This is a genomic window from Elusimicrobiota bacterium (assembly GCA_041660925.1).
Taxonomy (GTDB): domain Bacteria; phylum Elusimicrobiota; class Elusimicrobia; order UBA1565; family UBA1565; genus JBAZUV01.
Map to the genome: position 1 here is coordinate 200,112 of JBAZVI010000007.1, position 22,663 is coordinate 222,774.

A 22,663-nucleotide genomic window follows, 5' to 3' on the forward strand; every position below is an offset into this window, starting at 1 on the left:
CGTCCGGCGGCCCATCCGCCTATGGGTCCTTCGGACCGATGACGCCCAAAGGAGGCGCGGGAGGGGCGGCGCGCACCGGGGAGGATTCCTCCCCGTTCTCGTCGAGCCGGAGGACCGTGGACGGGGAGAGCGCGGAGAGCGCGGGGAGGATCCCCTGGCCGTCGCCGACCACCGTCAGAAGCAGCCGGTCGGGGTGGAGGTAGGCCTTCGCGGCGGCGAGAGCGTCCTCCGCCGTCACCGCCTCGATGCGCTGGACGTAGGCGTCGAGGCGGTCCTCGGGAAGGTCGAGCGCCCAGTCCTGCGCGAGTGCGTCCGCGAGGCCCGCCTGGGTCTCGAAACCGCGCACGAAGCCGCCGATCAGGGTGTTCTTCGCCTGCTCGAGCTCCTGCGCCGTGACCGGCTCCCGGCGCAGGCGTTCGACGTGCTCGAGGACCGCCTTCAGCGCGTCGCCGGTGACCTCCCCGCGCACCTGAGTGCGCACGACGAAGGCGCCGGCGCTGCGGGCCGAGTGCAGCGAGGAGTAGATCCCGTAGGTGTAGCCGCGCTTCTCGCGCAGGTCGCTCATGAGGCGCGAGGCGAAGGACCCGCCGAGCACCTGGTTGGCGACGAGCAGCTTGTAGTGGTCGGGGTGGCTGTCGGGGACCGCGAGGTTGCCGAGCATCAGCATGGACTGGGCCGAACCGGGGCGGTCCACGAGGGCGACGCGCCGGGCGCGGAGGGGACCCTCCTGCGGCGCGGGCAGGGGAGGGCGGGCGGCCTCGACGACGGGCGCCCACGACGCGAACGCCCGCTCGAGTTCCGCCTCGAGCGGCGCGCGCTCGACGTCGCCGACGACGACGAGCAGGGCGTTGCCGGGAGTGAAGAGGGAGCGGTGGAAGGCCTGGAGCTTCTCTCGGTCGATGCGCGCGATGGAATCCTCGGTCGGGGCGACCACCGCATAGGGGTGTCGTCCGTAAAGCTGCTTGAAGAAGGCGACCGAGGCCAGGAACGCCGGCTGGGAGCGCTCGACCTTGAGCTCGGAGAGCATGTTCTTCCTGCGCAGCTCGACCTCCTCGGGAGGGAAGGAGGGGTCGCGCGCGGCTTCGGCGAGCAGCGCGAACATCCGCGCGGCGCGGTCGCTGAGCGCGTAGGCCGAGAGCTCGACGTAGTCCTTGTGCGCCGACGCCGACAGGGCCCCGCCGAAGGCGTCGGCCTCGAAGGAGATCTCCCGCGCGCTGTGAACGGAGGTCCCGGCGCTCAGGAGCTCGGCCATCGCGTCCACGATCCCCGCGTCGCGCCGTCCGGCGAGCGCCGCGCCGCCGCGGACGACGAGGCGCGCGCTGACGAGCGGCGAGCGGGCGTCGCGCGCGAAGAGGACGGCGAGGCCGTTGGAGAGGGTGAAGCGTTCGCGCTTCGGCGGGCGATAGGACGGTGCGGGACCGAGGACCGGCGGCTTGGACATGTCCGGCTTGCCCGGGAGGACCGCGGCGGCCGGCTTCCGGTCCGCGGCCTTCCTCGAGGCGGGGCGCTTCGCCTCGGCGGCGTGGACGCAGAACAGGAGGGCGAGGAGGAGGGCGGCCGGCTTCACTTGCGGGCCTCCGCGAGCTTCAGCTCGAAGACGTTCGCCGCCCCGCGCACGAGGTACTTCGCGGCGGCTGCGCGGACGTCGGCCGGGGTCACGGCCATGAAGCGCTCGAGTTCGCCCTGCGCGGCGGCGGGGTCGCCGTCGAGCACGGCGGCGCGCAGGAGGGCGGCGGCGCGTCCGCGCGAGGTCTCGCGCTCGAGGACCCAGTCCGAGCGGAACTTGGTCTTCACGCGCTCGAGCTCCTCCTCGGAGACTCCGGCGGAGGCGATGCGCTCGACCTCGGCGTAGACGAGGTCGCGCACCTCGGAGGCCTTCGCCTCCGCCTTGTGGAGGACGAAGCCGCCGAAGAGCCCCGGCGCCTTGTACTCCTCCGGGTCGGAGAGCGGGAAGCCGAGCCCTCCCCCCTCGATGGAGACCGCGACCTTCCGCTCCTTGACGAGGAGCTGGTAGAGCCGCGCGCTCTTGCCTTGGAAGAGCAGGCGGCCGAGCAGACCGAGCGCGTAGTAGTCGGGCTGGGCGCGGCGCGCGGGAAGGTTGTTCCAGACCAGCGCGACGCCGGGCACCTGCGCGTGCGGGTCGGCGACGGAGTGGACGCGCTCCCGCTCCTGGCGGGGCTCGTCGTCGTCCGGGAAGACCGGCTCGCCGCGGTTGGGGATCCAGGCGAAGTAGCGCTCGAGCAGGCGCTTCACCGCCGCGGGGTCGAAGTCGCCGACGACCGCCATCCAGGCGTTCTTCGGCGCGTAGTAGTCCTGGAAGAAGCCGCGCACGTCCTTGAGCGTGGCCGCCTCGAGATCCTCGAAGGAGCCGATCACGGGATGCGCGTTCGTGAAGTTGGAGAAGGTGCGGGAAGCGATCTCGACCCAGAGCAGGGGCGCGTAGGCCTCGTTGTCCACCCGCATGCGCTTCTCCTCCTTGACGACGGAGACCTGGGTGCGCAGGCTCTCGGCGCTCACGTCGAGCGCGCTCAGGCGGTCGGCGTCGAGCCAGACCGCCAGCGGGAGGGCGTTGGAGGGCAGGACCTCGTAGTAGAAGGTGAAATCCTCGTGCGTCGAGGCGTTGTTGTCCGCGCCGCGACTCTCGAGAAGACGGTCGAAGCGGCCCTTCGGGACGTGCGCCGAGCCCTCGAACATCAGGTGCTCGAAGAGATGCGCGAAACCGGAGCGCCCGCGGACCTCCTGACGGCCGCCGACCTCGAAGATCGTGGCGAGCGTGACGACGGGGACCGAACGGTCGGGCACGAGGAGGACGCGCAGTCCGTTGGGGAGCTCGAAGGAGGTGAAAGAGGCGGCGGGAGCGGTCGAGACCTCGACGGGAGCCGGGACGTCGGCCGCGGCCGCGGCCGCGGGCAGCGCGGCGGCCAGGAGCGCCGCGAGGATCACCGGCCCCGCCCCTTGATGCGGATGGCGCGGGCGAAGCCGTCGTCGCGGCGGACGGCCCGGGCGACGGTGATCTTCTCCGCGAGCACGATCATGCGCATGGAGTCGAGTCCGAAGGGCTCCCCGTCCCAGCCGCCGTAGGCGCGCAGAAGCTTGAAGGAGGACTGCTCCAGCAGGCGGGCGAGCTCCGTCAGCGTGTAGACGCGCATCGCCCCGCCGGACTCCTGGAAGAGGCCGGTGCGCAGGTCGAAGGAAGGATGCTCGCCCGTCGCGGCGCGCTCGTCGAGGCGGCGCGCCAGCCAGTCGCGGCTGGGGAGGTCGAGCAGGAGACGCCCGCCGGGCTTCAGGGCCTTGTGCACCGCCTGCAGGCAGCGCAGGTCGTAGGCGTCGCCGCGGCCCAGAGGATGATGGAGGTTCACCGCGACGTTGAACTCCTCGGTATAGCCGATGTGGCGCAGGTCCTTGCGCGTGAAGTGCACCCACAGGGACTTGTCCGCCGAGATGCGGGCCTCGCTGAGGCGCGGAGCATCCGAGTCCACGCCGAGGACCCGGCACCCGCGGCCGGCGAGCTCCACCGTCTGTCGCCCGTTGCCGCAGCCGAAGTCGAGAACGCGGGCGCGGTCCCCGAGGTCCACGTAGCGCGCGACGCCGTCGACCATCGCGCGCACGAACGGCTCGCTGCGGCGCGGCGGGATGTAGGAGTAGTAGAGCTCACGCCAGTCCTGCGCGTCATGGGCCCGTCGGGACGAGGCCGTCGAGGTCGTCATCCTCTCATCCTATCAAATCGTCCGCCGCGCGCCGACGGGGGCCTCGAGGGAGAGGAGGCGGCTCTTGTCCACGCGCCGGCCCTCGAGGTGCCGCTTGAGCTTGGCCAGGAGGTCCTCCCAGCGCGCGCGGTAGAAGGCGAGGAGCTCGTCGTCGGCCGCGAAGCCCGCGTGCAGGACCGTGGCCTGCGTCCCGCGACCCTGAGGGTCGAGGAAGACGCTCACCAGCGCGGGGATCCGCCCGCCTCGGCGGCAGCGCGCGTCGAGCAGCCAGGCCACCTTGCGCCCGGGCTCGAGGTCGACGAAGACGCCCGAGGCCTCGTCCTTGCGTCGCCCCTGCGCGGCCCAGACCATGCGGAGGCGGCCGAGGCTGCGCGCGTCGGTCTCGGCGCGCTCGAGCCAGAAGAGGCAGAGCTCGCGGGCGGAGGTGAGCGCCTGGTAGGCCCGCTCCGGCGCGGCCTTGATGGCGACGGCGACGCGCACGTCGCGGGTTCGGGAAGGGGGCATCGCGCATATTCTACCAATCTGCGGACCTCCCCCGCCGCACCCCTCCCGCCGTCCGCATGCGAATATAGGTCTTTGGACCCATCGAAGTGCCGGGCCCTCGGCCCATGACTCCTTACCCTCATATGCTCAGACTATGGCGATGACCCGTCTCCGCCCGTTCCTGGCCTGCGTCCTCCTCCTCGGAGCCGGCGCCGCCCGCGCCCAGAACGTCCGGATCATGCCCGTCCCCATCGTGCCGGTCGCGCCGATCGTCCCGGGAGTCGCCGTTCAGCCGATGATCCAGCCGGCCCTGCCGGTCCTCGCCGCCCCCCAGCTCCGCCTCTCGCCGGTCCCGCTCGCGCAGGCGCCGCAGGTCCAGCCGCACCCGGCCGCGGCGCGGCCTCACGTCGAGTCGGCTCCCCAGCAGGGACGCGGCCTGCTCTCGGCGCTCAGCAGGGCCATCGGCGCGAACTATCGCGAGCACACCTACGGCGAAGCCGGGAACTTCCTCTTCTCGCAGGCGGACAGCGTCGTGCGCAACGGCGTGCAGGGCGTCGTGGACGCCTACTCCGGCGTCTTCGTCCCCGGGACGAGCACCGAGGGCTCCGACTACAAGGAGAAAGGCGACCAGAACGGCGACGGCTTCGTGGACAGCGGGGGGATGAACGTCGAGCACGTCTGGCCCCAGTCCTTCTTCGCCAAGCGCCTGCCCATGAAGTCCGACCTCCATCATCTGATGGCCACCTTCATCCATCCCAACGGCGTGCGCTCGAGCATGCCCTTCGGCGAAGTGCGCGGACCCGGAGAGTACTCGAACAAGGGCGGGGCCAAGGCGGGGCAGGGCGTCTTCGAGCCGCCGGACGCGACCAAGGGCCGCGTCGCGAGAGCTCTGCTCTACTTCTACACCCGCTACTACGACCGCAACATCTACAACGCCGGCTACAGCCAGGACTTCTGGAACGCCCGCATCGAGATCTTCCTGCGCTGGAACCGCGACTTCCCCCCCGACGAGATGGAGCTCCGGCGCAACGACCTCGTCGAGCGGTTCCAGGGCAACCGCAACCCCTACGTGGACGACCCCTCGCTCGCCGACCGCATCGGCGTCGAGGGCTTCATGCGCGCCGGCCGCTACGACGACCTCCAGCGCCAGCTCGATGAGCGCTGGAAGGGCGTCCGCCTTCCCTGACCCCCTTCCCCCCCCAGGGTTTGTAAAATAGCTCCCGCATGAACGCCCTCTGGCTCCTTCTCGTCGCCCTCGCCGTCTTCGCCCTCGCCTACCGGTATTACGCCGTCTTCCTCGTCGCGAAGGTCCTCGCCTTCGACCCGGAGCGGACGACCCCGGCCTTCACGAAGAGCAACGGCTACGACTACAAGCCGACCAACCGCTGGGTGCTCTTCGGCCATCACTTCGCCGCCATCGCCGGCGCGGGCCCCCTCGTCGGCCCGGTGCTCGCCGCGCAGTTCGGCTGGGCGCCCGGCTTCCTCTGGATCGTGCTGGGCAGCGTCCTCGCCGGAGCCGTGCACGACACCGTCCTCCTCTTCGCCTCCGTGCGCTACGACGGCCTCTCCCTGACCGAGATCGCCCGCCGCGAGATCGGACCGGTGACCGGCGGGGCGACCGCCGCGGCGGTGCTCTTCATCATCATCACGGCGCTCGCCGGGCTGAGCATGGTCGTCGTCAACGCCCTCAGCGAGAGCGCCTGGGCCACCTTCTCCATCGCGGCCACCATCCCCATCGCGATGTTCGTCGGCTGGCACATGGACCGCCTGCGCCCGGGCCGCGTGCGCGAGGCCTCGCTCATCGGCGTGACGCTCGTCCTCGCGGCCGTGGTCTTCGGCGAGCCGCTCGCCCGCAGTTCGCTGGCGCACGCGTTCATCTTCCCGCGAGCCCAGCTCTCCGTCCTGCTCGCGCTCTACGGCTTCGCGGCCTCGGTGCTCCCGGTCTGGCTCCTGCTCGCCCCGCGCGACTACCTGAGCTCGTACATGAAGATCGGGACGGTCCTCATGCTCGCGCTCGGCATCCTCTGGGTGCGGCCGGAGCTGCAGTCCCCCGCCTTCTCCGCCTTCACCTCCGGCGGCGGACCCATCGTCCCCGGCAAGGTCTGGCCGTACGTCTGCATCACCATCGCCTGCGGGGCCATCTCCGGCTTCCACTCCCTCATCAGCTCGGGAACGACGCCGAAGATGATCTCCAGCGAGCGCGACATCCGACTCATCGGCTACGGGGCGATGCTCACCGAGGGCTTCGTCTCCATCATGGCGCTGATCGCCGCGGCCGTGCTCGTGCCGGGAGACTACTACGCCATCAACGTACCCCCCGCGCTCTTCGCGAAGCTCGGGCTGGCGCCGGTGCACCTGGCCGACATGTCGGCGGCGGTCGGGGAGACGCTCGCCGGGCGCACCGGCGGAGCCGTCTCGCTGGCGGTCGGGATGGCGCAGATCTTCTCCGCCGTCCCGGGGATGAAGGGTCTGCTCTCCTACTGGTACCACTTCGCCATCATGTTCGAGGCGCTCTTCATCCTCACGACCATCGACGCCGGCACGCGCGTCGCCCGCTACATCCTCCAGGAGGTGCTCGGGCACGCCTGGGCGCCCTTCGCGCGGACCGACTGGTGGCCGGGGACCCTGCTCACGAGCGCGCTCGTCAGCGGCGCGTGGTGCGCGATGCTGCTCATGGGGAACGTGACGACGATCTGGCCGATGTTCGGGGTCGCGAACCAGCTGCTCTCGGCCATCGCGCTCGCGGTGGGGACGACTTTCATCCTCAAGCGCGCGGCGAAGCCGGTCTACGCGCTGACGACCTTCCTGCCCTGCCTGTTCATGCTCGCCACCACGACCTGCGCCGGGATCCTGAACATCCGCAACGTCTATCTGCCGCGGGGAGACTTCCAGGGCCGGCTCAACGTGGCTCTGACCGTCGTGATGCTCGCGCTGGTCGCCGTCATCGCGACGACCTCGGCGCTGAGCTGGAAAGAAGAGCTTCGGAAGCGGTCCGAAGGACACCGCGTTCCCGCATCCCAATAAGAGATCGGCAGAACTTCCTCGGCCGGTGTTCTTCGGAGGGGTTTCGGAGGCCGAACGGGCTTTTTTTAGCCCTGCCGGGAATCGGCGTCGGCGATTCCCGACTCGCAGGCCGCGCGGAGCTTCGCGGCGACGTCTTCGGGCGGAGCGTGGGGCTCCATCTCCCGGTTCACGCAGACCAGCGTCGTCTTCGCCTTCGAGACGAGTCGGCCGTCGCCCTTGCGGATCTCGTAGTGGAAGTCCAGGCGCACCCCGGAGAAGTCCCGGACCCAGGTCTTCACCTCGAGGACGTCCCCGTAGACGGCCGGGTGCTTGTAGTCGATCTCCTGGCGATAGACCACGAACTGCACGCCGCGGCCGATGAGCTCGCGGATGGAGACCCCGAGACCGGCGAGGAGATCGGCGCGCGCCTCCTCGAGAAACTCCAGATACTTCGCGTAGTAGACCACCCCGCCGCAGTCGGTGTGGTGATAGTGGACCTGGACCTTCATGCGCCGGGGAGGAGCTTCTGGACCGCCTGGAGGATGGCCCCGGGCTCGGCGGGCTTCTGGAGGATGCCCGTCTCCGGTCCGGACGGGATCTTCGCCTGGATCTGGTCGAGCGGCATCGCCGAGTAGACGAGCACCGGAAGGTTCATGGTGCCGACCATCTGGCGCAGGCGCTCGAAGACCGAGAAGCCGCCGCCGGCCGGCATCATGATGTCGAGGATGACGAGGTCCGGCTTGAAGCTCCGGGCCATCATCGTGCCCTGCATCCCGTCGACCGCCGCCGCGACCTGGTAGCCGGCCTTCTCCAGCACCATCTTCAGGAGGCCCTGAAGGGTCCGGTCGTCGTCGACGACGAGGATGCGCTGCCTCTCGGCCATCACTCTCCCACGCGCCAGGGCGGGCGATCGCCGTTGGGCTCGCGTCGCCCGGCGCGGTCGCGCAGCACGCCCTTGAGGTACTCCATGTCGAAGGGCTTGGTGATGTACTCGTCGGCACCCAGCTCGAGGCTGCGGCGAGCGGCCTCGAGGTCCTCGATCCCCGTGAGCATGATGACGAAGGCGTCGCTGCCGGCCGCCTTCAGCGCCTCCAGGAGCTCGATGCCGTCGCAGTCGGGGAGATTGAGGTCCAGCAGGATGATGCCGGGCTTCGCGTCGCGGAAGGCGGCCAGCGCGCTGGCCTTGTCCCAGGCCTCGAAGACGCTGTAGTCGGCGGCGAGGCCCAGGCGGATGATGCGCCGGATCTCGGGGTCGTCGTCGACGGTGAGGAGGGGTCGCATCCGAGGTCTCCCGGGCTCAGCGGAAACCGGGGCCCGCGGGCCCGTCCCGGTAGACCTTGAAGGTGTTCACGAGGGCGTTGAAGAGGACCTCGTGCTTCTTGAAGCCGACGCGCGTGGCCGGGTAGGTGAGCACGTAGAAGCCGTTGTCCATCGGGAGGACGATGTAGGCGTGCTGGCGGAGCACGGCGACGTTCCCCTCGGCGTCGCGCGCGGCGCCGTAGACGGTGTCCCGGCCGACGGCCATCGGGGAGGAGACCACGAAGTGCTTCGCCACGAAGCCGGAGACCTGGACGTCCCGCACCGGGACCTCGAGGAAGGCCTGCTCGCCGTAGAGCTCGGAGAGCGTCTTCGCGATGAAATCGTCGGCGTCGCGGTAGCTCTCCTCGCCGCCCAGCGGCAGCGGATGGACGCTGTCGCGGGCGTACCAGCGCACGCTCAGGCTCGGCGCGCCCCGGTAGAAGTCGGGATCGAAGGGTCCGACGAAGGTGTAGTTGTTGTAGTCCGAACCGGCCTCGTCGTAGAAGACCTGCCAGGCGTAGGGCACGTCGCAGGAGAAGTCCCCGGCGGCGGAGCGGTACTCGATGTACTTCGGGGGCTTGCAGGCGGCGAAAGCCAGGGCGAAGACGGCGGCCAAAGGAAGGAATCTTTTAACCATCTTTCGCGATTATAACGCCCTTCAGGACTCCTGTAAAGCGCGCAGTTCGGCGTCGGTGACCCGCAGGCGCAGGGCGAGGGCGTGGGCGAGCCGCGCGAAGAGCCGGATGCCCAGGATGGGCTCCCGGTGGACGGCCTCGTTGAAGCGCGCACGAGAGAGGACGAAGAGCTCGGTGGGGGCCGTCGCGACCGCGTCCGCGGAGCGGACCCCGCGGTCCATGAAGGCCATCTCGCCGAAGAAGTCTCCGCGACCGAAGCTGACGAGGTGATGGCTCCGTCCCCCTCCGAGCGGAAGCTCGATGCGCACGAGTCCCCGGCGCACGACGAAGACCTCGTCGCCCCCCTCCCCGGCGCGGAAGATGCGCTCGCCGAGCCCGGCGGAGCGTTCGACGAGGCAGCCCTCGAGGGCGGCGCGAAGCTCCGGGCCGAGCTCGCGGAAGAGGTCCACTCCCGCGACGTCCAGCGGACGCTCCTCCCCGTCCGCGGCGCCCCGGACCTCCTCGAGGACCCGGTCCTCGGCCCAGGTCAGAGCGTCGTCGAGGGCGTCGAAGACGAGGGCCCCGCGTTGGGGGGCCACGAGGCCGACCTCGTCGAAGTACGCTTTGAGGTCCTGCCCGGTGGGCAGGCTCGGCGGCAGCGAGCTCAGCAGCAGGCGGCCGCCGCCGTCCTTGAGCTGGGCCTCGACCTGCTGGAGCATGTGCGCGCCCGTGAAATCGATGGACTGCACCCGGCGCAGGTCGAGGACGACGAAGCGGCAGGTCTTGAGGTCGCCTTCGAGCTCCGTGAGGAGCTGGTCGGTGGTCCCGAAGAAGAGGCTCCCCTGCAGTTCGCAGACGACCGTCCGCTCGCCTTCGCGCTCCAGGACCTCCATCAGCGCGGGCGGCCGGCGCTGCTTGGAGAACACCCGGCTGCCGTAGCTCTTGCGGCGCAGGACCGAGCCGCGGATCTGCTCGCGCATGAAGAGGAGGATGGAGAAGGCCAGACCGATGCCGGCGGCGGTCATGAGGTCGCTGACCACGGCGGCGGCGACGACGCTGGCCATCACCAGGAAGTCGAAGATGGTCGAGGGCTTGCGCAGGAGGCGGAAGCTCTTGCGGTCGAACATGCGCCAGCCGACCACGATGAGGATCCCGGCGAGCGCGGCGATGGGGACCCAGGCGATGAGGCCGCCGATGGCGAGGATGGCGACCAGCGCGAAGAGCCCCTCGAGGGTGCCGGAGACCCGCGTGCTCCCGCCGCTCTGCATGTTCACGAGGCTCGCCCCCAGCGTGCCGGCGCCCGGCAGGCCTCCGAGGACCGCGCTCGCCGCGTTGCCGAAGCCCTGCGCCATGAGCTCCCGGTCGGACTTGTGCCGCGAGCGCGTGAGCGCATCGAGCACGACGCAGGTCTTGAGCGTGTCCATCGAGAGCAGCACCGAGAGGGTCAGCGCGGGAACGAGCACGGAGTGGAGGTCCATCAGCGAGAGGCGGGGGAAGGAGGACCAGCGGGCGAACGCCGCGCCGAAGGAGGAGGCCTTCTCGAAGAGCGGGCCGATGACGAGCGGGTTGCCCGCCGCGACCCGCAGCTCCGGGTGCGCCAAGGTCATGAGGAGGTAGGCGCCGAGGCCTCCGGCGAGCCCGAGGATGGGGGCCGGGAGCTTCTTGAAGCGGCGGCCGCCGAAGGACATCGCCGCGATCGCCGCCAGCCCCACGGGGATGGCGTGCCAGTTCCACAGCCCGGGAGAGAGGGCCGCGGCCCACAGTTTCGTGCCCGCGGGGACGCCGAGCAGGCGCGGGACCTGTCCGAGGAAGATGAGCACCGCGACGCCGCTCAGGTAGCCGTTGACCACCGGATAGGGGATGTACTTGATGAGGCGCCCGCCGCCGATGAGCCCATAGAAGAGCTGGAGCGCTCCGGCGATGAGAGCCGTGAGCGTCAGGAGCAGGGCGAGGCGCGCCGGGTCTCCGTGGGCCGGCCCGCTCGCGAGCGAGGCGCCGAGCGCGGCGAGGACCGCGGCCGCCGGCGCGCAGGGCGCCGAGATCAGGCGCGGGGTCCCGCCGAAGACCGGGGCGATGACGCCGAGGACGGCCGTGCCGACGATGCCGGCCAGCGCGCCGGCCGCGGCGTCGCCGCTGCCCAGCGAGGAGTAGACGACCACGCCGAAGGCGATGGCCTGCGGCATGGCGACGAGCATGGCCGCGAAGCCGCCGAGGGCTTCGGTGGACCAGTCGATGACGGCTTCTTTGCGCGCGTTCGCGTTCATCTCTTCCCGCTCGAAAAGGCAGCCCCCGCCCGGAATCGAACCGAGGTAGGCAGTTTACAAAACTGCTGCTCTGCCACTGAGCTACGGGGGCGAGGGGCCGATTCTACCAGTTTTTCCGACGGAGCACGGCGGCGGCCGCGAGGAGCAGCCCCGCGCCGGCGCCCAGGGCGAGCGCGAGCGCGCGGGCCCAGCCGGGACCCGAGCGCCAGAGCGGGCGCTCGCGGACCCGGAAGGCCGCCAGGAAGTCCGCGGCGGTCCGTTCGAAGCGGGAACGGTCGCGGCGGTCGCCGATGAACTTGAGCACATAGGAGCGCCCGGAACCGGGAAGGACGACGAGTTCGCCCGCGGCCTCCAGCAAGGGATCGGTCCGGGACGCGCGGGACGCTCCGCCCGCGGGGAGGACGGCATGTCCGCCGGAAACCCGCAGGCGCAGGGCCTCGAGCCGGTCGACCTCCAGCCGGTCGGTCCCTTCCAGGCGGGCGTCCATCCCGTTGAACTCCGAGGAGGCCAGCCGCTCGGCGCCGGCCGGCGAGACCGCCTCCTGCCAGAGCGAGGGCGGGCCCACGAGGATCTGGATGCGCGCTCCCTCCGCGCTCAGCGACGCGGCCTCGGAGAGGGCCCCTTCGCGCTCCGACGATCCGTCGAGGCGCCACCCCGGCGGAGGGACGAAGGAGAAGCCGCGGGCCGAGTCTTCCTGCGCCCCCGCGGCGGGCGGGAGCCCGGCAGGCGAGAGGCCGAGAAGGAGCGCGGCGGCGGCCGCGAGCGCGGCGCCGCCCAGCAGCCACGGCGTCGCGCGGTGGCCGGCCCCGAGCGCGGCGAGCGCGGCGCGCGAGCGGGCCGCGACGCCGCGGTTCGCGCGGGCCAGCAGCCATTCCATGAAGACGATGCCGCAGGCGGAGCAGCGCTCCTCGCCGGGGAAGTGAGCATGGCCGCACTTGGGGCAGTCGAGCATGCGCTCAGAACCGGGAGAGCAGGAACTTCCCGACGATGGCCTTCTTCGGGTTCGTGAGCGCGTCCAAGCCGCAGATCAGCCCCATGTTGGTCATGATGGCGGAGGTCGTGCCGAAACTGAAGCGCGCCTGCCGAAGTCGATGCATGGTCATCATCATCCCCGAGGGTCCGTATTATAGCTCGTTGACGAGGAGGACTTTGAAGGCGAACGGCGGAGTCTCGCGCGACCACTGCGCGGAGAGGTCCGTCATCAGAGAGAGGAAGGCCGGCGCCTCGGCGCCGAGCCCGCGTTCGACGAGCGGGAAATCCGAGACCTCGATGAGGCAGCCGGGGCCCTTCCCGAGGATGTCGGGCTCCCGCAGACATTCCTCGAGCGCGTCCCAGTTGCGCCCGAAGTAGTCGGGCAGCGGCACGACTTTCGCGAAGGCCTCCAGCAGCGAGTCCTTGTCCCGCGCCGCGCTTCCCTGGATGCGCACGCAGCGCCAGCCCCGCCCCTCCGCCGCCGCGCGCAGACGCGCGGCCTCCGCGGCGTCCGCGCGCCGAGGCTCCGAGGGGACGTCCAGCCAGCCGAGGTCGCTCAACGCAGGATCGTCAGGGGGATGAAGGTCTTGTAGTGGTCGGGCGTGTAGTAGGCGAGCTCGCCGCCGCCGATGATGACGCGCTCGACGCCGCGGTTGCCGGTGGGCGGCGGGACCGTGAACTCGCGGTCGCCGACCTTGAAGGTCCGGGGGCTGCCCTTAGGCGGCATCACGGTGTACTCGTGGTAGTAGTCGGCGGCCTGGGCGGGGAGTCGGCCTTCGCGGTTGGCGAAGACGACGCCGTCCTTCGGGTACTGGAGCGGCCGGCCGTAGTAGACGTCCGCGATGAGCTTGAGGATCGTCTCGACCCGCGAGGGGTCGCTGAAGACCGGGGAGAGCCCGGTCCCCGGCTCGATGCGCCGCACCCCGAGCAGCGGATGCGCGCGGACGGCGACGAGCGCCTGGGCCTGAACGACGGGATATTGGCGGTTCTCGGGGTCCGTCCGGCGCTCGCCGGAAAGGGCGAGGGGGACGGTCAGGAAGGACAGGAAAAGCCACGCGAACGCGGCGACGGCCGGTCTTCTCATGGGAGCCACCTCCGCCCCATCATAGCACGGAATCGGCCGTCCGGAAGGCGAAGGTCAGCCCTTGAAGACGACGTATTTGCGGCAGACGTAGTTGATGGCCAGCGAGGCGACGCCGTTGGCGAGGTACGCGTAGGTGGTGGGCAGGCCGAGCCCGCTGATGAGGACCCAGCCGAGCGCGGTGCCGAGGACGAAGCTCGTGGCGGAGACGAGGAAGAAGAGAGTGAACTCGAGGACGCGGCTGTGCCGGCCGGGGGTGAACACCCAGAGCACGTTGGCGACGTAGGCGGTCAGGTTCGAGAAGAGGAAGGCGATGACCTTGTCCCAGACGTAGTGGTCCGAACGCACGCTCTCGAGGAGCGGCGCGAGCTGGAGGCCGAGCAGGCGCGCGACCGGATCGTCGGGCGTCAGCGCGGGAAGCAGGACGATGGCGCAGAGGTAGAAGACGAGGACGTCGACCGCGGTGGCGACGCCGCCGGCGATGGCGTACTTGACGAACTGGACGACGGGGTGGGCATCGCGGCGCGTGAACTGGACGAGGATCCTCTTCATGGGAAGCGGGAGCGGACGAAGCCGCGGGCGAAGTCGGGGACCGCGAGCTCCTCTTCGCGGCCGCCGGGATGGCGGACGCGCACGAGCGGCCCGCCGCGGGCGCGCCGGGCGCCGACGAGGGCGCAGGGCGCCCCGAAGATCAGGCGCTGGGGCGGCGGGGCGTCGTGGCGCAGCGGCAGGAGCAGGATGGGCGTACCGCGCGCGACGACTCGCGAGACGATGAAGCGGAAGAGGTTCTCGCGGTAGGGGGTCTCGTGGGCGAACTCCTCGGCGAAGGAGTCGAGACGGGCCTTCGCCTCCGCTTCGTCGTAGCCCAGCGCCTTCGCGCAGGAGAGAAGCGCGCTGCGCGCTTCGTCGGGGAGCTCCCCCTGGTCCACGCGTCCCAGGGCCGCGCTCGCGCCTCCCGCGCTCGTGAGCTTCGCGATGACCCAGGACTCCTCCATGCGCCGGGCGCTCTTGCGCAGGGCGCCGAGGACTTCCTCGGAGCCGAGGAAGTCGGAGAACTCCCGGTCGCCGCAGTGGCGCGCGGCGACCTCCGCGCTGGAGGCGCGGGCGGGCCGTTCCTTGTAGAGGCGGGTGAGGAACTCGCGGGCGGCATAGTACACGCGGCCCGTCGTCGGCACCCCGCCGCCCAGCGCGAGCACGAGCTCTCGGCCCTCGGCGAGCGCGGAGGCGATGCGGAAGGAGACGGTGTCCCAGGAGGCCTCGCCGAGGAGGAGGCGCTCGAGCGGCCCGCGCAGGTGCTCCTGGCGGTCGAAGCCAACGTGGTAGTGCGCCATGAAGCCGGCGTAGATCCCTTCCATGGGGAGGCTGAAGGTGTCGAGCGCGTAGGGGTCCACCGCGGCGACGACCTGCGGCCGGCAGGGCCGTCCGCGCAGACGGCGCAGCGCCCAGATCGCGTGGCGCATCATCTCGACGCCGAGATGCGTCTCTTCGTCGTTGACCAGGGGGTGCGAGGTCAGGCAGAAGAGGGCCGGCGTCTTGCCCCCGCCGAGCCCGGCGAGGAGCTCCGCGGCGCGCCGGAGGTTCTCCCCGTCGTCAGGACCGTGGAGATGGTCGCCGACGAGGCCCTGGATGATGCGGTCGTGAAGGACCCCGAAGCGGTCGGCCGGCAGCGCCCGGCCGGCGGCGGCGATGGCCCGGCCGGCGACGATGAAGGCGGAGATGAGCGCCCGCGCGGCCTTGGACTTGCGCGGCAGCTCCAGCAGCGCGCGCTCGTGCTCGGCGCGCGCGAGCCGGGCGAGGATGTCGTCGTGGGTCCCGGTGAGCGCGAAGGTCTGCGGCGCGCCGGCGCCGGCCGAGGGAGTCAGGGCCGCGCGTCCCGCGCCGGGATGTCCGATGGGAAGGCGAAGAAAGGCGTGAGGAGACTCATCGGCGAGGGGATTCTAGCAATTCGCCCGGTCCTCAGCCGGCGATGAGCCGGTGGTAGCGCTCGATGCGCTTGAGGACGCGCCGGGAGAAGGCGCGATAGCGTTCGGCCCCCGCGGGGTCGCGCAGGATCGCGAGGTCGCGCTCGATCCACTCGAGCAGGGTCCGCGCGGAGCGGATCTTCTCGCGCAGCGGCGCGAGCTGGTCGTGGTCGTAGCTCTCCAGGACCTTCGCCGGATGCCCCGCCGCGCGCAGGTCCGCGAGCACGGCCTCGCGCCGCGCGACGAGCTTCTCGGTCTTGGCGACGTCCTTGAGCCGGAGCTTCCGACGCTTCTCCAAAGTCGAGATGTACTTCTCGACGCTGCCGTCGTTGAGGAGGCCGATGTTCTCGCCGTACTGGCCGGCCAGCCATTCGATCACCTCGGGCGCTCCTCCGCGCAGGAGCGCCTGCTCGAACCCGTATGAGAAGGAGGCCCTCGGGACCTTCGCGCCCAGCTGACGGAAGACCTGGAGCGTCACGATGTGCGCCTCGAGCTCCATCTCCAGAGCATCGGAGGGCAGGCCGATGTCGCGCTGGACGAAGTGGAGCAGCTCGTGCACGATGATGGCCGCCGCCTCGGGGGCGTCGTCGCGCACGAGGCTGCGCGCGAGCTGGAGCACCTCCCAGTCATAGACGAAGCTGCCGTTCTCCGAACGCAGCTCCTCGACCTGCACCGGGACCGGCCGGCCTCGCCGGGCGGCGACGGCCGCCGCGCGGCGCAGCACGCTGCGCCCGACCCGGGTCCGCGCGGCCTTCCCCAGGGTCTTCGCCAGCCAGGCGCGGTCGTCGGGGTCCGCGACGGTCAGAAACGGCGGGATGCCCTCGATCTCGACGAAATGCTCGGCCGGGACCCCCGCGTCAAGGGCCGCGTCGACGACGGCCTGCGCGCGCGGGGTGAGGTCGAAGGCCCGGTCGGAAAGCGTTTTCCCCTCGGACGCCTCGGCGTGCAGCGCGGGGACGAGCATGCGCGCCATGGACTCGAGGCTCGCGCGCGCTCTCGCAGCCGGCTCCGCCGCCTTCGCAGCCGCCGCGGGAAGAGCATGGATCGGGGCGGGCGCGGCCGCCGCGGGATACGCGGCGGCGACCGCGGCGGCGATGGGACGAAGCGCGGCCCCGGGGACGGCGGGAAGCAGTCGGATCGGCGCCGTCTCGAGCCGGACAGGGAGCAGGAGGGCCGTCCCCGCGAGCGGGGAGGTCTGCAGGAGCGGGACGGCGAGCACGGGGAGCTGCGGCCCGAGCACGAGGGGGACCGCGGCGGTCTTGACCTGCGCGAGCGCGGGCGCGCCGAGCAGAGATAGAAAAACCGTCAGCCGAAGGAACGGCGGCATATGGATAGTGTGCCGCGCGGACGCACGTCCGGGTTGGGCCATGGGGGCAGGAATTCGACGGGATTCGGCCCGCCGCCTCCCCCCCCATAAGACCCAGATAGGGGAGGCGCCCCGCTGACTCGCCCGTCTTTCCTCAACTCCCTTCCCCTCGGGGGAGGGGCAGGGGAGAGGAGTGGAGGAATAACGTCTACTCGTACCGCAGCGCCTCGATGGGCGAGAGCAGGGAGGCCTTTCGCGCGGGCCAGAGGCCGAAGACGACCCCGACCCCGGCGGAGAAGACGAAGCTCAGGATCACCGCCTGCGGCGCGACGATGGCGGCCCAGCCGGCGAGAAGGGAGACGGCCAGCGAGACCGCCGCGCCGAGCAGGATGCCGAGGATGCCTCCGCAGCTCGACATGATGGCGGCCTCGATGAGGAACTGCACGAGGATGGCCCGACGCGCGGCGCCGACCGCCTTGCGCAGACCGATCTCGCGGGTGCGCTCGCTGACGGAGACGAGCATGATGTTCATGATGCCGATGCCGCCGACGAGGAGCGAGATCGCGGCGACGATGCCCAGCAGCATCGAGAAGGTCTTCGAGGTGCCGGAGAGCGCCGCCTGGATGTCGGCCATGTTGCGCAGCGAGAAGTCGTCGTCCTTGTAGGCCGGCAGATGGTGGCGGCGGCGCATGAGCGCCGTCACGGCCTCCATCGACGCGGGCATGACGTCGGCGGAGGAACACTCGATGGCGATCATGTTGAGGTACTTCTTGCCGAGCACGCGCTTCATGGCGGTGTTCAGCGGGATGATGGCCATGTCGTCCTGGTCGCGGAAGCCCCCCGCGCCCTTGAGGGGCAGGATGCCGATGACCTTGAAGCTCACCCGGTTGATCTTCACCATCTTGCCGACGGGGTTCTCGCTGCCGAAGAGGTTGTTGACGGTCGACTGACCGAGCAGCGCGACCCGCGCGAGCGCGGCGTCCTCCGCGTCCGTGAAGAAGCGGCCGTAGTAGGGCTGGGCGTTGCGCATCGGCGCGTAGAACGGGGTCGCGCCGGTCACCTGCGTGTTCGTGTTCTTGTCCCGATAGACGATCTGAGCGCTGCCGCTCACGTTCCCTTCGACGCGCAGGATGCCGGGGTCGGCCTTGCGCAGCGCCGCGACGTCGTCGAGCGTGAGGCGGCTGACGCTGCCTTCGGCCATATGGACGCCCCCGGCGCTGTGCCCTCCGGGCTGGAGCATCAGGAGGTTCGAGCCCAGGCTCGAGAGCCGCGCCTCGATGGACTTCTGCGCGCCGCGCCCGATGGCGAGCATGGCGATGACCGCGGCCACGCCGATGAGGATGCCGAGCATGGAAAGGGCGCTGCGGACCTTGTTGGCCGTTATGGCGCGCAGGGCGGAGGCGGCATACTCCCCGCACTCGGCCAGACCCAGGGGAGGATGCGAGAGGTCGACCTTCATCTCCGAGCGCGTCGCCGCCGTCTTCACGGCCGCCCCTCCCCGGAGAAGCCCCTCCTCCCCCTCCCCGGTGCGCTCGTCGGCCACGACGCTGCCGTCCTTGATGCGGATGATGCGCCGGGCGTGGGCCGCGATGTCGGGCTCATGCGTGACCATGATGACCGTGATGCCGCCGCGGTTGAGGAGCTGGAGCTGTCGGAGGATGTCCTCGGCCTGGTCGGAGGCGAGGTTGCCGGTGGGCTCGTCGGCGAAGATGATGCGCGGGTGATTGACCAGGGAGCGGGCGATGGCGACGCGCTGCTGCTGGCCGCCGGAGAGCTCGTTGGGCCGGTGGTGGACGCGGTCGGAGAGTCCGACCTGCTCGAGCACGTCGAGCGCCCGCTCCTGCCGGTCCTTGGCGCCGGAGTAGAGCATGGGCAGGATGACGTTGTCGAGCGCGGAGGTCCGGGAGAGCAGATTGAACATCTGGAAGATGAAGCCGATGGTGCGCGAACGCAGGATGGCGCCCTCGTCGTCGGAGAGACGCGACACGTCGTGCCCGAGCAGGCGGTACCTGCCCGAGGTCGGCCGGTCCAGCAGGCCGAGGATCTGCATGAGCGTGGACTTCCCCGAGCCGGAGGGCCCCATGATGGCGACGAACTCGCCTTCCTCGATGCAGAGGGTGATCCCCTTGAGGACCTTGAGCTCGCTCCCGCCGACCGTGTAGGAGCGCGTTATGCTGTCGAGCTCGATGAGGGCCATACGCTCAGGGGGGCGGGGGCGGACCGCCGGAAGAGGACGCGGACGACTTCCGGCTCCCGCCGTTCCCCGTCGCGCGCGAGGAGCCGCCGCCCATCTTCGGCGGGCCGAAGGAGAGCGGGCTCGAGGCCATCGCCTTCTGCGGGGTGTACTTCCCCTGCGAGACGAGCACCTGCTCTCCCGCCTCGAGGCCGGAGACGATCTCGACGTTCTCGCCGCTCTCGATGCCGGTCTTCACCTCTCGCAGCGCGCTCGTCCCGTCCGGAGCGAGCACGCGCACCTGTTTGGGGCCGACCCCGGAGTCGCGCACGGCGCTGGAGACGAGCAGGACCGCCTTGTCCTTGCGGGCCACGATGAAGCGCACGTTCGCCGTCATCTGAGAGCGGAACCAGGGAGGAACGGACGCGGGCCGCACCTTCACGCCGTAGGTGATGACGTTGGAGACGTTCTTCCCTTCATAGAGCACGTCGAAGACCTTCCCCTCCACGGTGCGTTCGGAGTAGGCGTCGAGCGTGATGCTCGTCGTCATGCCGGCATGGACCCTGCCGATGTCCGACTCGTCGACCTGCGCGAGCACGATGAGTTCGTCGGACATGGCGTAGAGCACGGTCCCGGCATCCACGGTCTGACCGACGACGACGTTCTTCAGGATGAGCACCCCGGAGAGCGGGGCGACGATGGGCGTGGGCTTGTAGGAGTCCTCCCACTTCTTGAGCTCCTCGGGACCCTGCGCGCGCGCGGCGTCGAGGATGGCCGCGCGGTCGCTCGAGCTCATCCAGGCGAGGATCTGCCCGACCTTCACCCGGTCGCCCTCTTCGACGAGCAGCTTCTCGATGCGGCCGGCGATGGGGGGTTTGATCTCGACGCGGTTGAGCGGGGAGACGGCGCCGGTGGCTTCGACGGCCTCCTCGATGGGACCCTCCATGGCGCTCACCGTCTGCGCTTCGCCGCCCCTCTTCGAGCGCTTCTTGCACGCCGTCCAGGCGCCGCCCGCGACGATGATCGCGGCGCCCACGATGAGCCATCTCTTGAGATTCATCCTAGTCCCCCAAAGTGCGGCCCAGGGCCTTTTCCCAGACGGCCAGGGCGTTCCACGCGTTCAACCTCGCCTGCAGCGCCTGGCGCTCGGAGGAGACGCGGTCGGTGACGATGAGCTCCCAGTTGTCGTAGCTGAGCAGGCCGCTCGCGTAGCGCACGTCGGCCTCGTCGTTGCGCTGGCGGGAGGCCTCCAGCAGCGCCGCCTGCACGCCCACCTGCTCGAGCGCTCCCGCGTAATCGGCCCAGGCGCCCTCGATCTCCGCGACCGCCGCGTTGCGGGCCGCGCGCAGGGCCTGCGTCGACTTCTCCAGCGACCTCTGCGCCGAGGAGACCGAGAAGAAGGCGGCGGTCGGTCCTCCGCCGAAGACGGGGATGCTGAGCGTCCCCGAGAAGCTCCAGTTGTAGCGCGAGGCCGGGAACTCGTCGCGGCCGCTGCGCGAGCGCGCGTAGCTGGCGGAGACGCTGGGCCAGAGCGCGCTGCGCGACTGCGCGAGCGCCGCCTCCGCCGAGCGCACGGAGGCCTCCTGGAGCGCCACATCGGGACGGCCGGAGAGCAGGGACCGGGCGTCGCGCGGGTACTCGGGGAGCCCCTGGACGTCGAGCGTCCCGGTGACCGCCACCGCGTCGAAGGCGTCGCGACCGAGCTGGCGGTCGAGGACCTTCTGCGCCACCCCGAGGTCGCGCAGCGCCTGCGAGAGCTGTGCGTCGGCCTGCAGGGACTCGGCCTTCGCGCGCAGCATGTTCCCCTTCGACTCGCGGCCGGAGTCGTAGCGGAGGCTCACCAGCCGCGCGTTACGTTCACGAAGGCCTCGGATGACCCGGGAGACCTCGACGCTCTGCTGCTGATAGAGGAGCTGGCCGAAGGCCCGGCGCAGGTCGCTGAGCAGGTTCGCCCCGGCCTGGCGCAGGCCGGCCTCGGAGGAGGCGAGCGCGGCGGAAGCCGAGCGCACTCGGGCGATGTCGGAAGCGCTGAGCAGGTTCATGCTGAGCGAGGCCTGCGCCCCCCAGCGGGAAGAGCCGTCCGAGCCCTTGGAGTCGCCGTAGGAGTTCGAGAGGCTCAGCTGGGGGAGCAGGCCGTTGTAGCTTCCGTAGTAGGTCGCGCGGCTTGCCTCGAGCGCGCGCCGGGAGGCGGCGAGGTCCGGGTTCTCGCGCAGCGCGGCCGCGACGCAGTCCTTCCACTCCAGCGCGAGCGAGGCCTGCGCGGCGCGCACGGAGGGCGCGAGGAGCGAGAGGACGCAGAACAGCGCGGCGCTCGTCATCGCGGGGGAAAGCCCTCGCGGTGCGGGCCGCGGTCGTCCTCCTCTCGGCCAGTGCCGCGGGGTCCGAAGGGGTCCCCGCGGCGCATGCGGCGCTCGCGGCGCGCGGCGAGCTCGTCGAAGCGGGCGAGCTGTTCGGGCCGCAGGACCTTCGCGAGCTCGGCGCGGACCTCGACGCGGATGACCTCGAAGCGGGCCTCGTTGTCCCGGCGCATCTTCTCGGCCTGGCCGCGGCGCGCCTCGAAGACGGCGCGCACGGCCTCCTGCTGCTCGGCGTCGAGCTTGAGCTCGCGCGAAAGATGATCGATCATGCGCCCGGGCTCGGGCGGACGCATGAAGCGGTGGACCGCCGCGCGATGCCCCCAGGAGCCGAGCGCGGCGCCCAGGAGCAGGCCGAGGATGAACAAGGGGATGGAATGGCGGCAGAAGAGCTTCATTTTCCCTCCAGCAGCTGACGGACCACGTCGATGGGCTCCCCGGACGGAGCGGCGGAGCCCGCGTCGGCGAGCAGCACGCCGGAGAGCGGGTCCGCCTGCGTCGAACTCAGGGGATAGAACGAGAAAAGAAGGGCGGCGAAGCTGAACCCGAGCGCCGGCATGAGCCAGCGGTAGTCGAGCGGCGCCTCCTCCCCGGCCTCCTCCTCGGGCAGCCGGGCCATGAGCCGACGCACGAAGACCTCGGTCTCGGCCGCCGCCGGTCGCGCCGGGACCTGGAAGAGCTTTCCGCGCAGGAGCGTCCACTCCCGGACCTCCTCGCGGCAGGAAGGGCACCCGGTGAGATGGGCCTCGACGGCGCTCCTCTCCGCTTCCGGGAGCTCGCCGTCCAGGTACTCCGAGAGCCGCGCCTTCAGATCGTCGTGTTCCATGGCCTTCCCCATTTTAGACGTTGTCCGGCTTCATGATGTGTCGCAGGGATTCACGCAGACTGGCCCGCGCGCGGCGCAGGCGCGCCTTGACCGCGTCCATGGAGCAGTCCAGCGTCCCCATGAGTTCCTTATATGAGAGTCCCTGCACCTCGCGCAGGGTCAGGATGAGCCGGTACTCCTCGGGCAGCGCCGCCAGGACCCGCGCGGCGAGGTCGGCGTCCTCCAGCGGGTCCCGGGACGAGCCGCCCGCGAGGAGCGCCTCCACCCGCGGGGCCTCCGCCTCGAGCAGGGCGTCGAGCGAACTCTCGGCGCGGCGGGCGCGGCGCCGGCGCAGGTCGAGGCAGTGGTTGACGGCGATGCGGTGCAGCCAGGTCGTGAAGGCCGAGTCGGAGCGGAAATCGACGAGGGCGCCGTAGGCCTTGAGGAAGACCTCCTGCGCGGCGTCGTCGGCCGCGGTCCGGTCCCCGAGGACCGAGGCGCAGAGGCCCAGCACCGCCGCGTGGTGGCGGCGGACGAGCTCGGCGAAGTCCTCGCGGCATCCGGCGAGGACCCCACCGACGAGCTCCGCGTCGCGGGCGGCTTCTTTCATCTCAACGGCATGATAGCAATGTCGCGCGCAT

General features: G+C 70.8%; 25 protein-coding genes and 1 tRNA gene. 3 read left to right on the forward strand and 23 right to left on the reverse strand.

Features of this window, described 5'->3' with window-relative positions; genetic code table 11:
• Positions 1–19 precede the first annotated feature (19 nt).
• The 4 genes from WC969_11420 to WC969_11435 are packed head-to-tail and all read right to left on the reverse strand — an operon-like array spanning position 20 to position 4,211.
• Positions 20–1,567 (reverse strand): pitrilysin family protein, encoded by a 1,548-nt coding sequence (locus tag WC969_11420; protein MFA6030455.1) that lies wholly within the window; start codon positions 1,565–1,567, stop codon positions 20–22.
• Positions 1,564–2,943, reverse strand: a complete 1,380-nt coding sequence (locus tag WC969_11425; GenBank protein MFA6030456.1) for a pitrilysin family protein — start codon at positions 2,941–2,943, stop codon at positions 1,564–1,566. Before WC969_11425 ends, WC969_11420 begins: the two co-directional genes overlap by 4 nt.
• Positions 2,940–3,707 carry a class I SAM-dependent methyltransferase gene (locus WC969_11430; protein ID MFA6030457.1) on the reverse strand — a complete coding sequence of 256 codons (768 nt, stop codon included), beginning with the start codon at positions 3,705–3,707 and terminating at the stop codon, positions 2,940–2,942. The genes WC969_11425 and WC969_11430 overlap by 4 nt, the downstream gene beginning before the upstream one ends.
• Positions 3,708–3,719: 12 nt before the next feature.
• Positions 3,720–4,211: an SRPBCC domain-containing protein gene (locus tag WC969_11435; GenBank protein MFA6030458.1), complete on the reverse strand. Its 492-nt coding sequence runs from the start codon at positions 4,209–4,211 to the stop codon at positions 3,720–3,722.
• 139 nt (positions 4,212–4,350) lie between these two features.
• Here WC969_11435 and WC969_11440 point away from each other — a divergent pair, with 139 nt between their 5' ends.
• Positions 4,351–5,376: an endonuclease gene (locus WC969_11440; GenBank protein MFA6030459.1), complete on the forward strand. Its 1,026-nt coding sequence runs from the start codon at positions 4,351–4,353 to the stop codon at positions 5,374–5,376.
• 38 nt (positions 5,377–5,414) lie between these two features.
• Positions 5,415–7,214 (forward strand): carbon starvation protein A, encoded by a 1,800-nt coding sequence (locus tag WC969_11445; protein ID MFA6030460.1) that lies wholly within the window; start codon positions 5,415–5,417, stop codon positions 7,212–7,214.
• Between the two features lie 65 nt (positions 7,215–7,279).
• Here WC969_11445 and WC969_11450 read toward each other — a convergent pair whose 3' ends face one another.
• The 12 genes from WC969_11450 to WC969_11505 all read right to left on the reverse strand — a co-directional run bounded on the left by WC969_11450 (position 7,280) and on the right by WC969_11505 (position 14,883).
• Positions 7,280–7,702, reverse strand: a complete 423-nt coding sequence (locus WC969_11450; GenBank protein ID MFA6030461.1) for a thioesterase family protein — start codon at positions 7,700–7,702, stop codon at positions 7,280–7,282.
• Positions 7,699–8,076, reverse strand: a complete 378-nt coding sequence (locus WC969_11455; GenBank protein ID MFA6030462.1) for a response regulator — start codon at positions 8,074–8,076, stop codon at positions 7,699–7,701. The genes WC969_11450 and WC969_11455 overlap by 4 nt, the downstream gene beginning before the upstream one ends.
• On the reverse strand, positions 8,076–8,474 hold the full coding sequence (locus WC969_11460; protein ID MFA6030463.1) for a response regulator: 399 nt from the start codon (positions 8,472–8,474) through the stop codon (positions 8,076–8,078). Before WC969_11460 ends, WC969_11455 begins: the two co-directional genes overlap by 1 nt.
• Positions 8,475–8,490: 16 nt before the next feature.
• On the reverse strand, positions 8,491–9,129 hold the full coding sequence (locus tag WC969_11465; GenBank protein ID MFA6030464.1) for a hypothetical protein: 639 nt from the start codon (positions 9,127–9,129) through the stop codon (positions 8,491–8,493).
• A gap of 21 nt (positions 9,130–9,150) precedes the next feature.
• Complete coding sequence (locus tag WC969_11470; protein MFA6030465.1) at positions 9,151–11,370, reverse strand: SulP family inorganic anion transporter; 2,220 nt, start codon at positions 11,368–11,370, stop codon at positions 9,151–9,153.
• A 20-nt stretch (positions 11,371–11,390) separates the two neighbouring features.
• Positions 11,391–11,461 (reverse strand) — tRNA-Thr (locus tag WC969_11475).
• Positions 11,462–11,473: 12 nt separating this feature from the next.
• Positions 11,474–12,322, reverse strand: coding sequence for a hypothetical protein (locus WC969_11480; GenBank protein MFA6030466.1), 849 nt, complete (start codon positions 12,320–12,322; stop codon positions 11,474–11,476).
• A 4-nt stretch (positions 12,323–12,326) separates the two neighbouring features.
• Positions 12,327–12,479, reverse strand: a complete 153-nt coding sequence (locus WC969_11485; GenBank protein MFA6030467.1) for a hypothetical protein — start codon at positions 12,477–12,479, stop codon at positions 12,327–12,329.
• 15 nt (positions 12,480–12,494) lie between these two features.
• Entirely contained in the window at positions 12,495–12,902 is a 408-nt protein-coding gene (locus tag WC969_11490) for a barstar family protein (protein MFA6030468.1), read from the reverse strand.
• A complete protein-coding gene (locus WC969_11495) occupies positions 12,899–13,426 on the reverse strand; it encodes a ribonuclease domain-containing protein (protein ID MFA6030469.1) in 528 nt (175 codons plus the stop codon). The genes WC969_11490 and WC969_11495 overlap by 4 nt, the downstream gene beginning before the upstream one ends.
• Positions 13,427–13,480: 54 nt before the next feature.
• The gene (locus WC969_11500; protein ID MFA6030470.1) at positions 13,481–13,975 is read right to left on the reverse strand and encodes a GtrA family protein; all 495 of its coding nucleotides are present in this window, start codon (positions 13,973–13,975) and stop codon (positions 13,481–13,483) included.
• Complete coding sequence (locus tag WC969_11505) at positions 13,972–14,883, reverse strand: hypothetical protein (protein ID MFA6030471.1); 912 nt, start codon at positions 14,881–14,883, stop codon at positions 13,972–13,974. Before WC969_11505 ends, WC969_11500 begins: the two co-directional genes overlap by 4 nt.
• Between WC969_11505 and WC969_11510 the strand changes: the two genes are divergently transcribed.
• Positions 14,875–15,393 (forward strand): hypothetical protein, encoded by a 519-nt coding sequence (locus WC969_11510; GenBank protein MFA6030472.1) that lies wholly within the window; start codon positions 14,875–14,877, stop codon positions 15,391–15,393. The genes WC969_11505 and WC969_11510 overlap by 9 nt on opposite strands.
• Here the strand turns inward: WC969_11510 and WC969_11515 are convergent.
• The 7 genes from WC969_11515 to WC969_11545 all read right to left on the reverse strand — a co-directional run bounded on the left by WC969_11515 (position 15,380) and on the right by WC969_11545 (position 22,632).
• The gene (locus WC969_11515) at positions 15,380–16,711 is read right to left on the reverse strand and encodes a hypothetical protein (GenBank protein ID MFA6030473.1); all 1,332 of its coding nucleotides are present in this window, start codon (positions 16,709–16,711) and stop codon (positions 15,380–15,382) included. The genes WC969_11510 and WC969_11515 overlap by 14 nt on opposite strands.
• 187 nt (positions 16,712–16,898) lie before the next feature.
• Entirely contained in the window at positions 16,899–18,887 is a 1,989-nt protein-coding gene (locus WC969_11520; protein ID MFA6030474.1) for an ABC transporter permease, read from the reverse strand.
• A gap of 4 nt (positions 18,888–18,891) precedes the next feature.
• Complete coding sequence (locus tag WC969_11525) at positions 18,892–19,923, reverse strand: efflux RND transporter periplasmic adaptor subunit (GenBank protein MFA6030475.1); 1,032 nt, start codon at positions 19,921–19,923, stop codon at positions 18,892–18,894.
• Between the two features lies 1 nt (position 19,924).
• Entirely contained in the window at positions 19,925–21,181 is a 1,257-nt protein-coding gene (locus WC969_11530; protein MFA6030476.1) for a TolC family protein, read from the reverse strand.
• Entirely contained in the window at positions 21,178–21,615 is a 438-nt protein-coding gene (locus WC969_11535) for a hypothetical protein (GenBank protein MFA6030477.1), read from the reverse strand. The genes WC969_11530 and WC969_11535 overlap by 4 nt, the downstream gene beginning before the upstream one ends.
• Entirely contained in the window at positions 21,612–22,043 is a 432-nt protein-coding gene (locus WC969_11540) for a zf-HC2 domain-containing protein (GenBank protein ID MFA6030478.1), read from the reverse strand. Before WC969_11540 ends, WC969_11535 begins: the two co-directional genes overlap by 4 nt.
• A gap of 13 nt (positions 22,044–22,056) precedes the next feature.
• Positions 22,057–22,632, reverse strand: a complete 576-nt coding sequence (locus WC969_11545) for an RNA polymerase sigma factor (protein MFA6030479.1) — start codon at positions 22,630–22,632, stop codon at positions 22,057–22,059.
• Positions 22,633–22,663 lie beyond the last annotated feature (31 nt).

Coding starts and splice junctions, on each gene's coding strand:
- WC969_11430 (MFA6030457.1), bottom strand. CDS start 3,707: ATGACGACCTCGACGGCCTCGTCCCGACGGGCCCATGACGCGCAGGAC.
- WC969_11435 (MFA6030458.1), bottom strand. CDS start 4,211: ATGCCCCCTTCCCGAACCCGCGACGTGCGCGTCGCCGTCGCCATCAAG.
- WC969_11440 (MFA6030459.1), top strand. CDS start 4,351: ATGACCCGTCTCCGCCCGTTCCTGGCCTGCGTCCTCCTCCTCGGAGCC.
- WC969_11445 (MFA6030460.1), top strand. CDS start 5,415: ATGAACGCCCTCTGGCTCCTTCTCGTCGCCCTCGCCGTCTTCGCCCTC.
- WC969_11450 (MFA6030461.1), bottom strand. CDS start 7,702: ATGAAGGTCCAGGTCCACTATCACCACACCGACTGCGGCGGGGTGGTC.
- WC969_11455 (MFA6030462.1), bottom strand. CDS start 8,076: ATGGCCGAGAGGCAGCGCATCCTCGTCGTCGACGACGACCGGACCCTT.
- WC969_11460 (MFA6030463.1), bottom strand. CDS start 8,474: ATGCGACCCCTCCTCACCGTCGACGACGACCCCGAGATCCGGCGCATC.
- WC969_11465 (MFA6030464.1), bottom strand. CDS start 9,129: ATGGTTAAAAGATTCCTTCCTTTGGCCGCCGTCTTCGCCCTGGCTTTC.
- WC969_11470 (MFA6030465.1), bottom strand. CDS start 11,370: ATGAACGCGAACGCGCGCAAAGAAGCCGTCATCGACTGGTCCACCGAA.
- WC969_11480 (MFA6030466.1), bottom strand. CDS start 12,322: ATGCTCGACTGCCCCAAGTGCGGCCATGCTCACTTCCCCGGCGAGGAG.
- WC969_11485 (MFA6030467.1), bottom strand. CDS start 12,479: ATGATGATGACCATGCATCGACTTCGGCAGGCGCGCTTCAGTTTCGGC.
- WC969_11495 (MFA6030469.1), bottom strand. CDS start 13,426: ATGAGAAGACCGGCCGTCGCCGCGTTCGCGTGGCTTTTCCTGTCCTTC.
- WC969_11500 (MFA6030470.1), bottom strand. CDS start 13,975: ATGAAGAGGATCCTCGTCCAGTTCACGCGCCGCGATGCCCACCCCGTC.
- WC969_11505 (MFA6030471.1), bottom strand. CDS start 14,883: ATGCGCCACGCGATCTGGGCGCTGCGCCGTCTGCGCGGACGGCCCTGC.
- WC969_11515 (MFA6030473.1), bottom strand. CDS start 16,711: ATGCCGCCGTTCCTTCGGCTGACGGTTTTTCTATCTCTGCTCGGCGCG.
- WC969_11520 (MFA6030474.1), bottom strand. CDS start 18,887: ATGGCCCTCATCGAGCTCGACAGCATAACGCGCTCCTACACGGTCGGC.
- WC969_11525 (MFA6030475.1), bottom strand. CDS start 19,923: ATGAATCTCAAGAGATGGCTCATCGTGGGCGCCGCGATCATCGTCGCG.
- WC969_11530 (MFA6030476.1), bottom strand. CDS start 21,181: ATGACGAGCGCCGCGCTGTTCTGCGTCCTCTCGCTCCTCGCGCCCTCC.
- WC969_11535 (MFA6030477.1), bottom strand. CDS start 21,615: ATGAAGCTCTTCTGCCGCCATTCCATCCCCTTGTTCATCCTCGGCCTG.
- WC969_11540 (MFA6030478.1), bottom strand. CDS start 22,043: ATGGAACACGACGATCTGAAGGCGCGGCTCTCGGAGTACCTGGACGGC.
- WC969_11545 (MFA6030479.1), bottom strand. CDS start 22,632: ATGAAAGAAGCCGCCCGCGACGCGGAGCTCGTCGGTGGGGTCCTCGCC.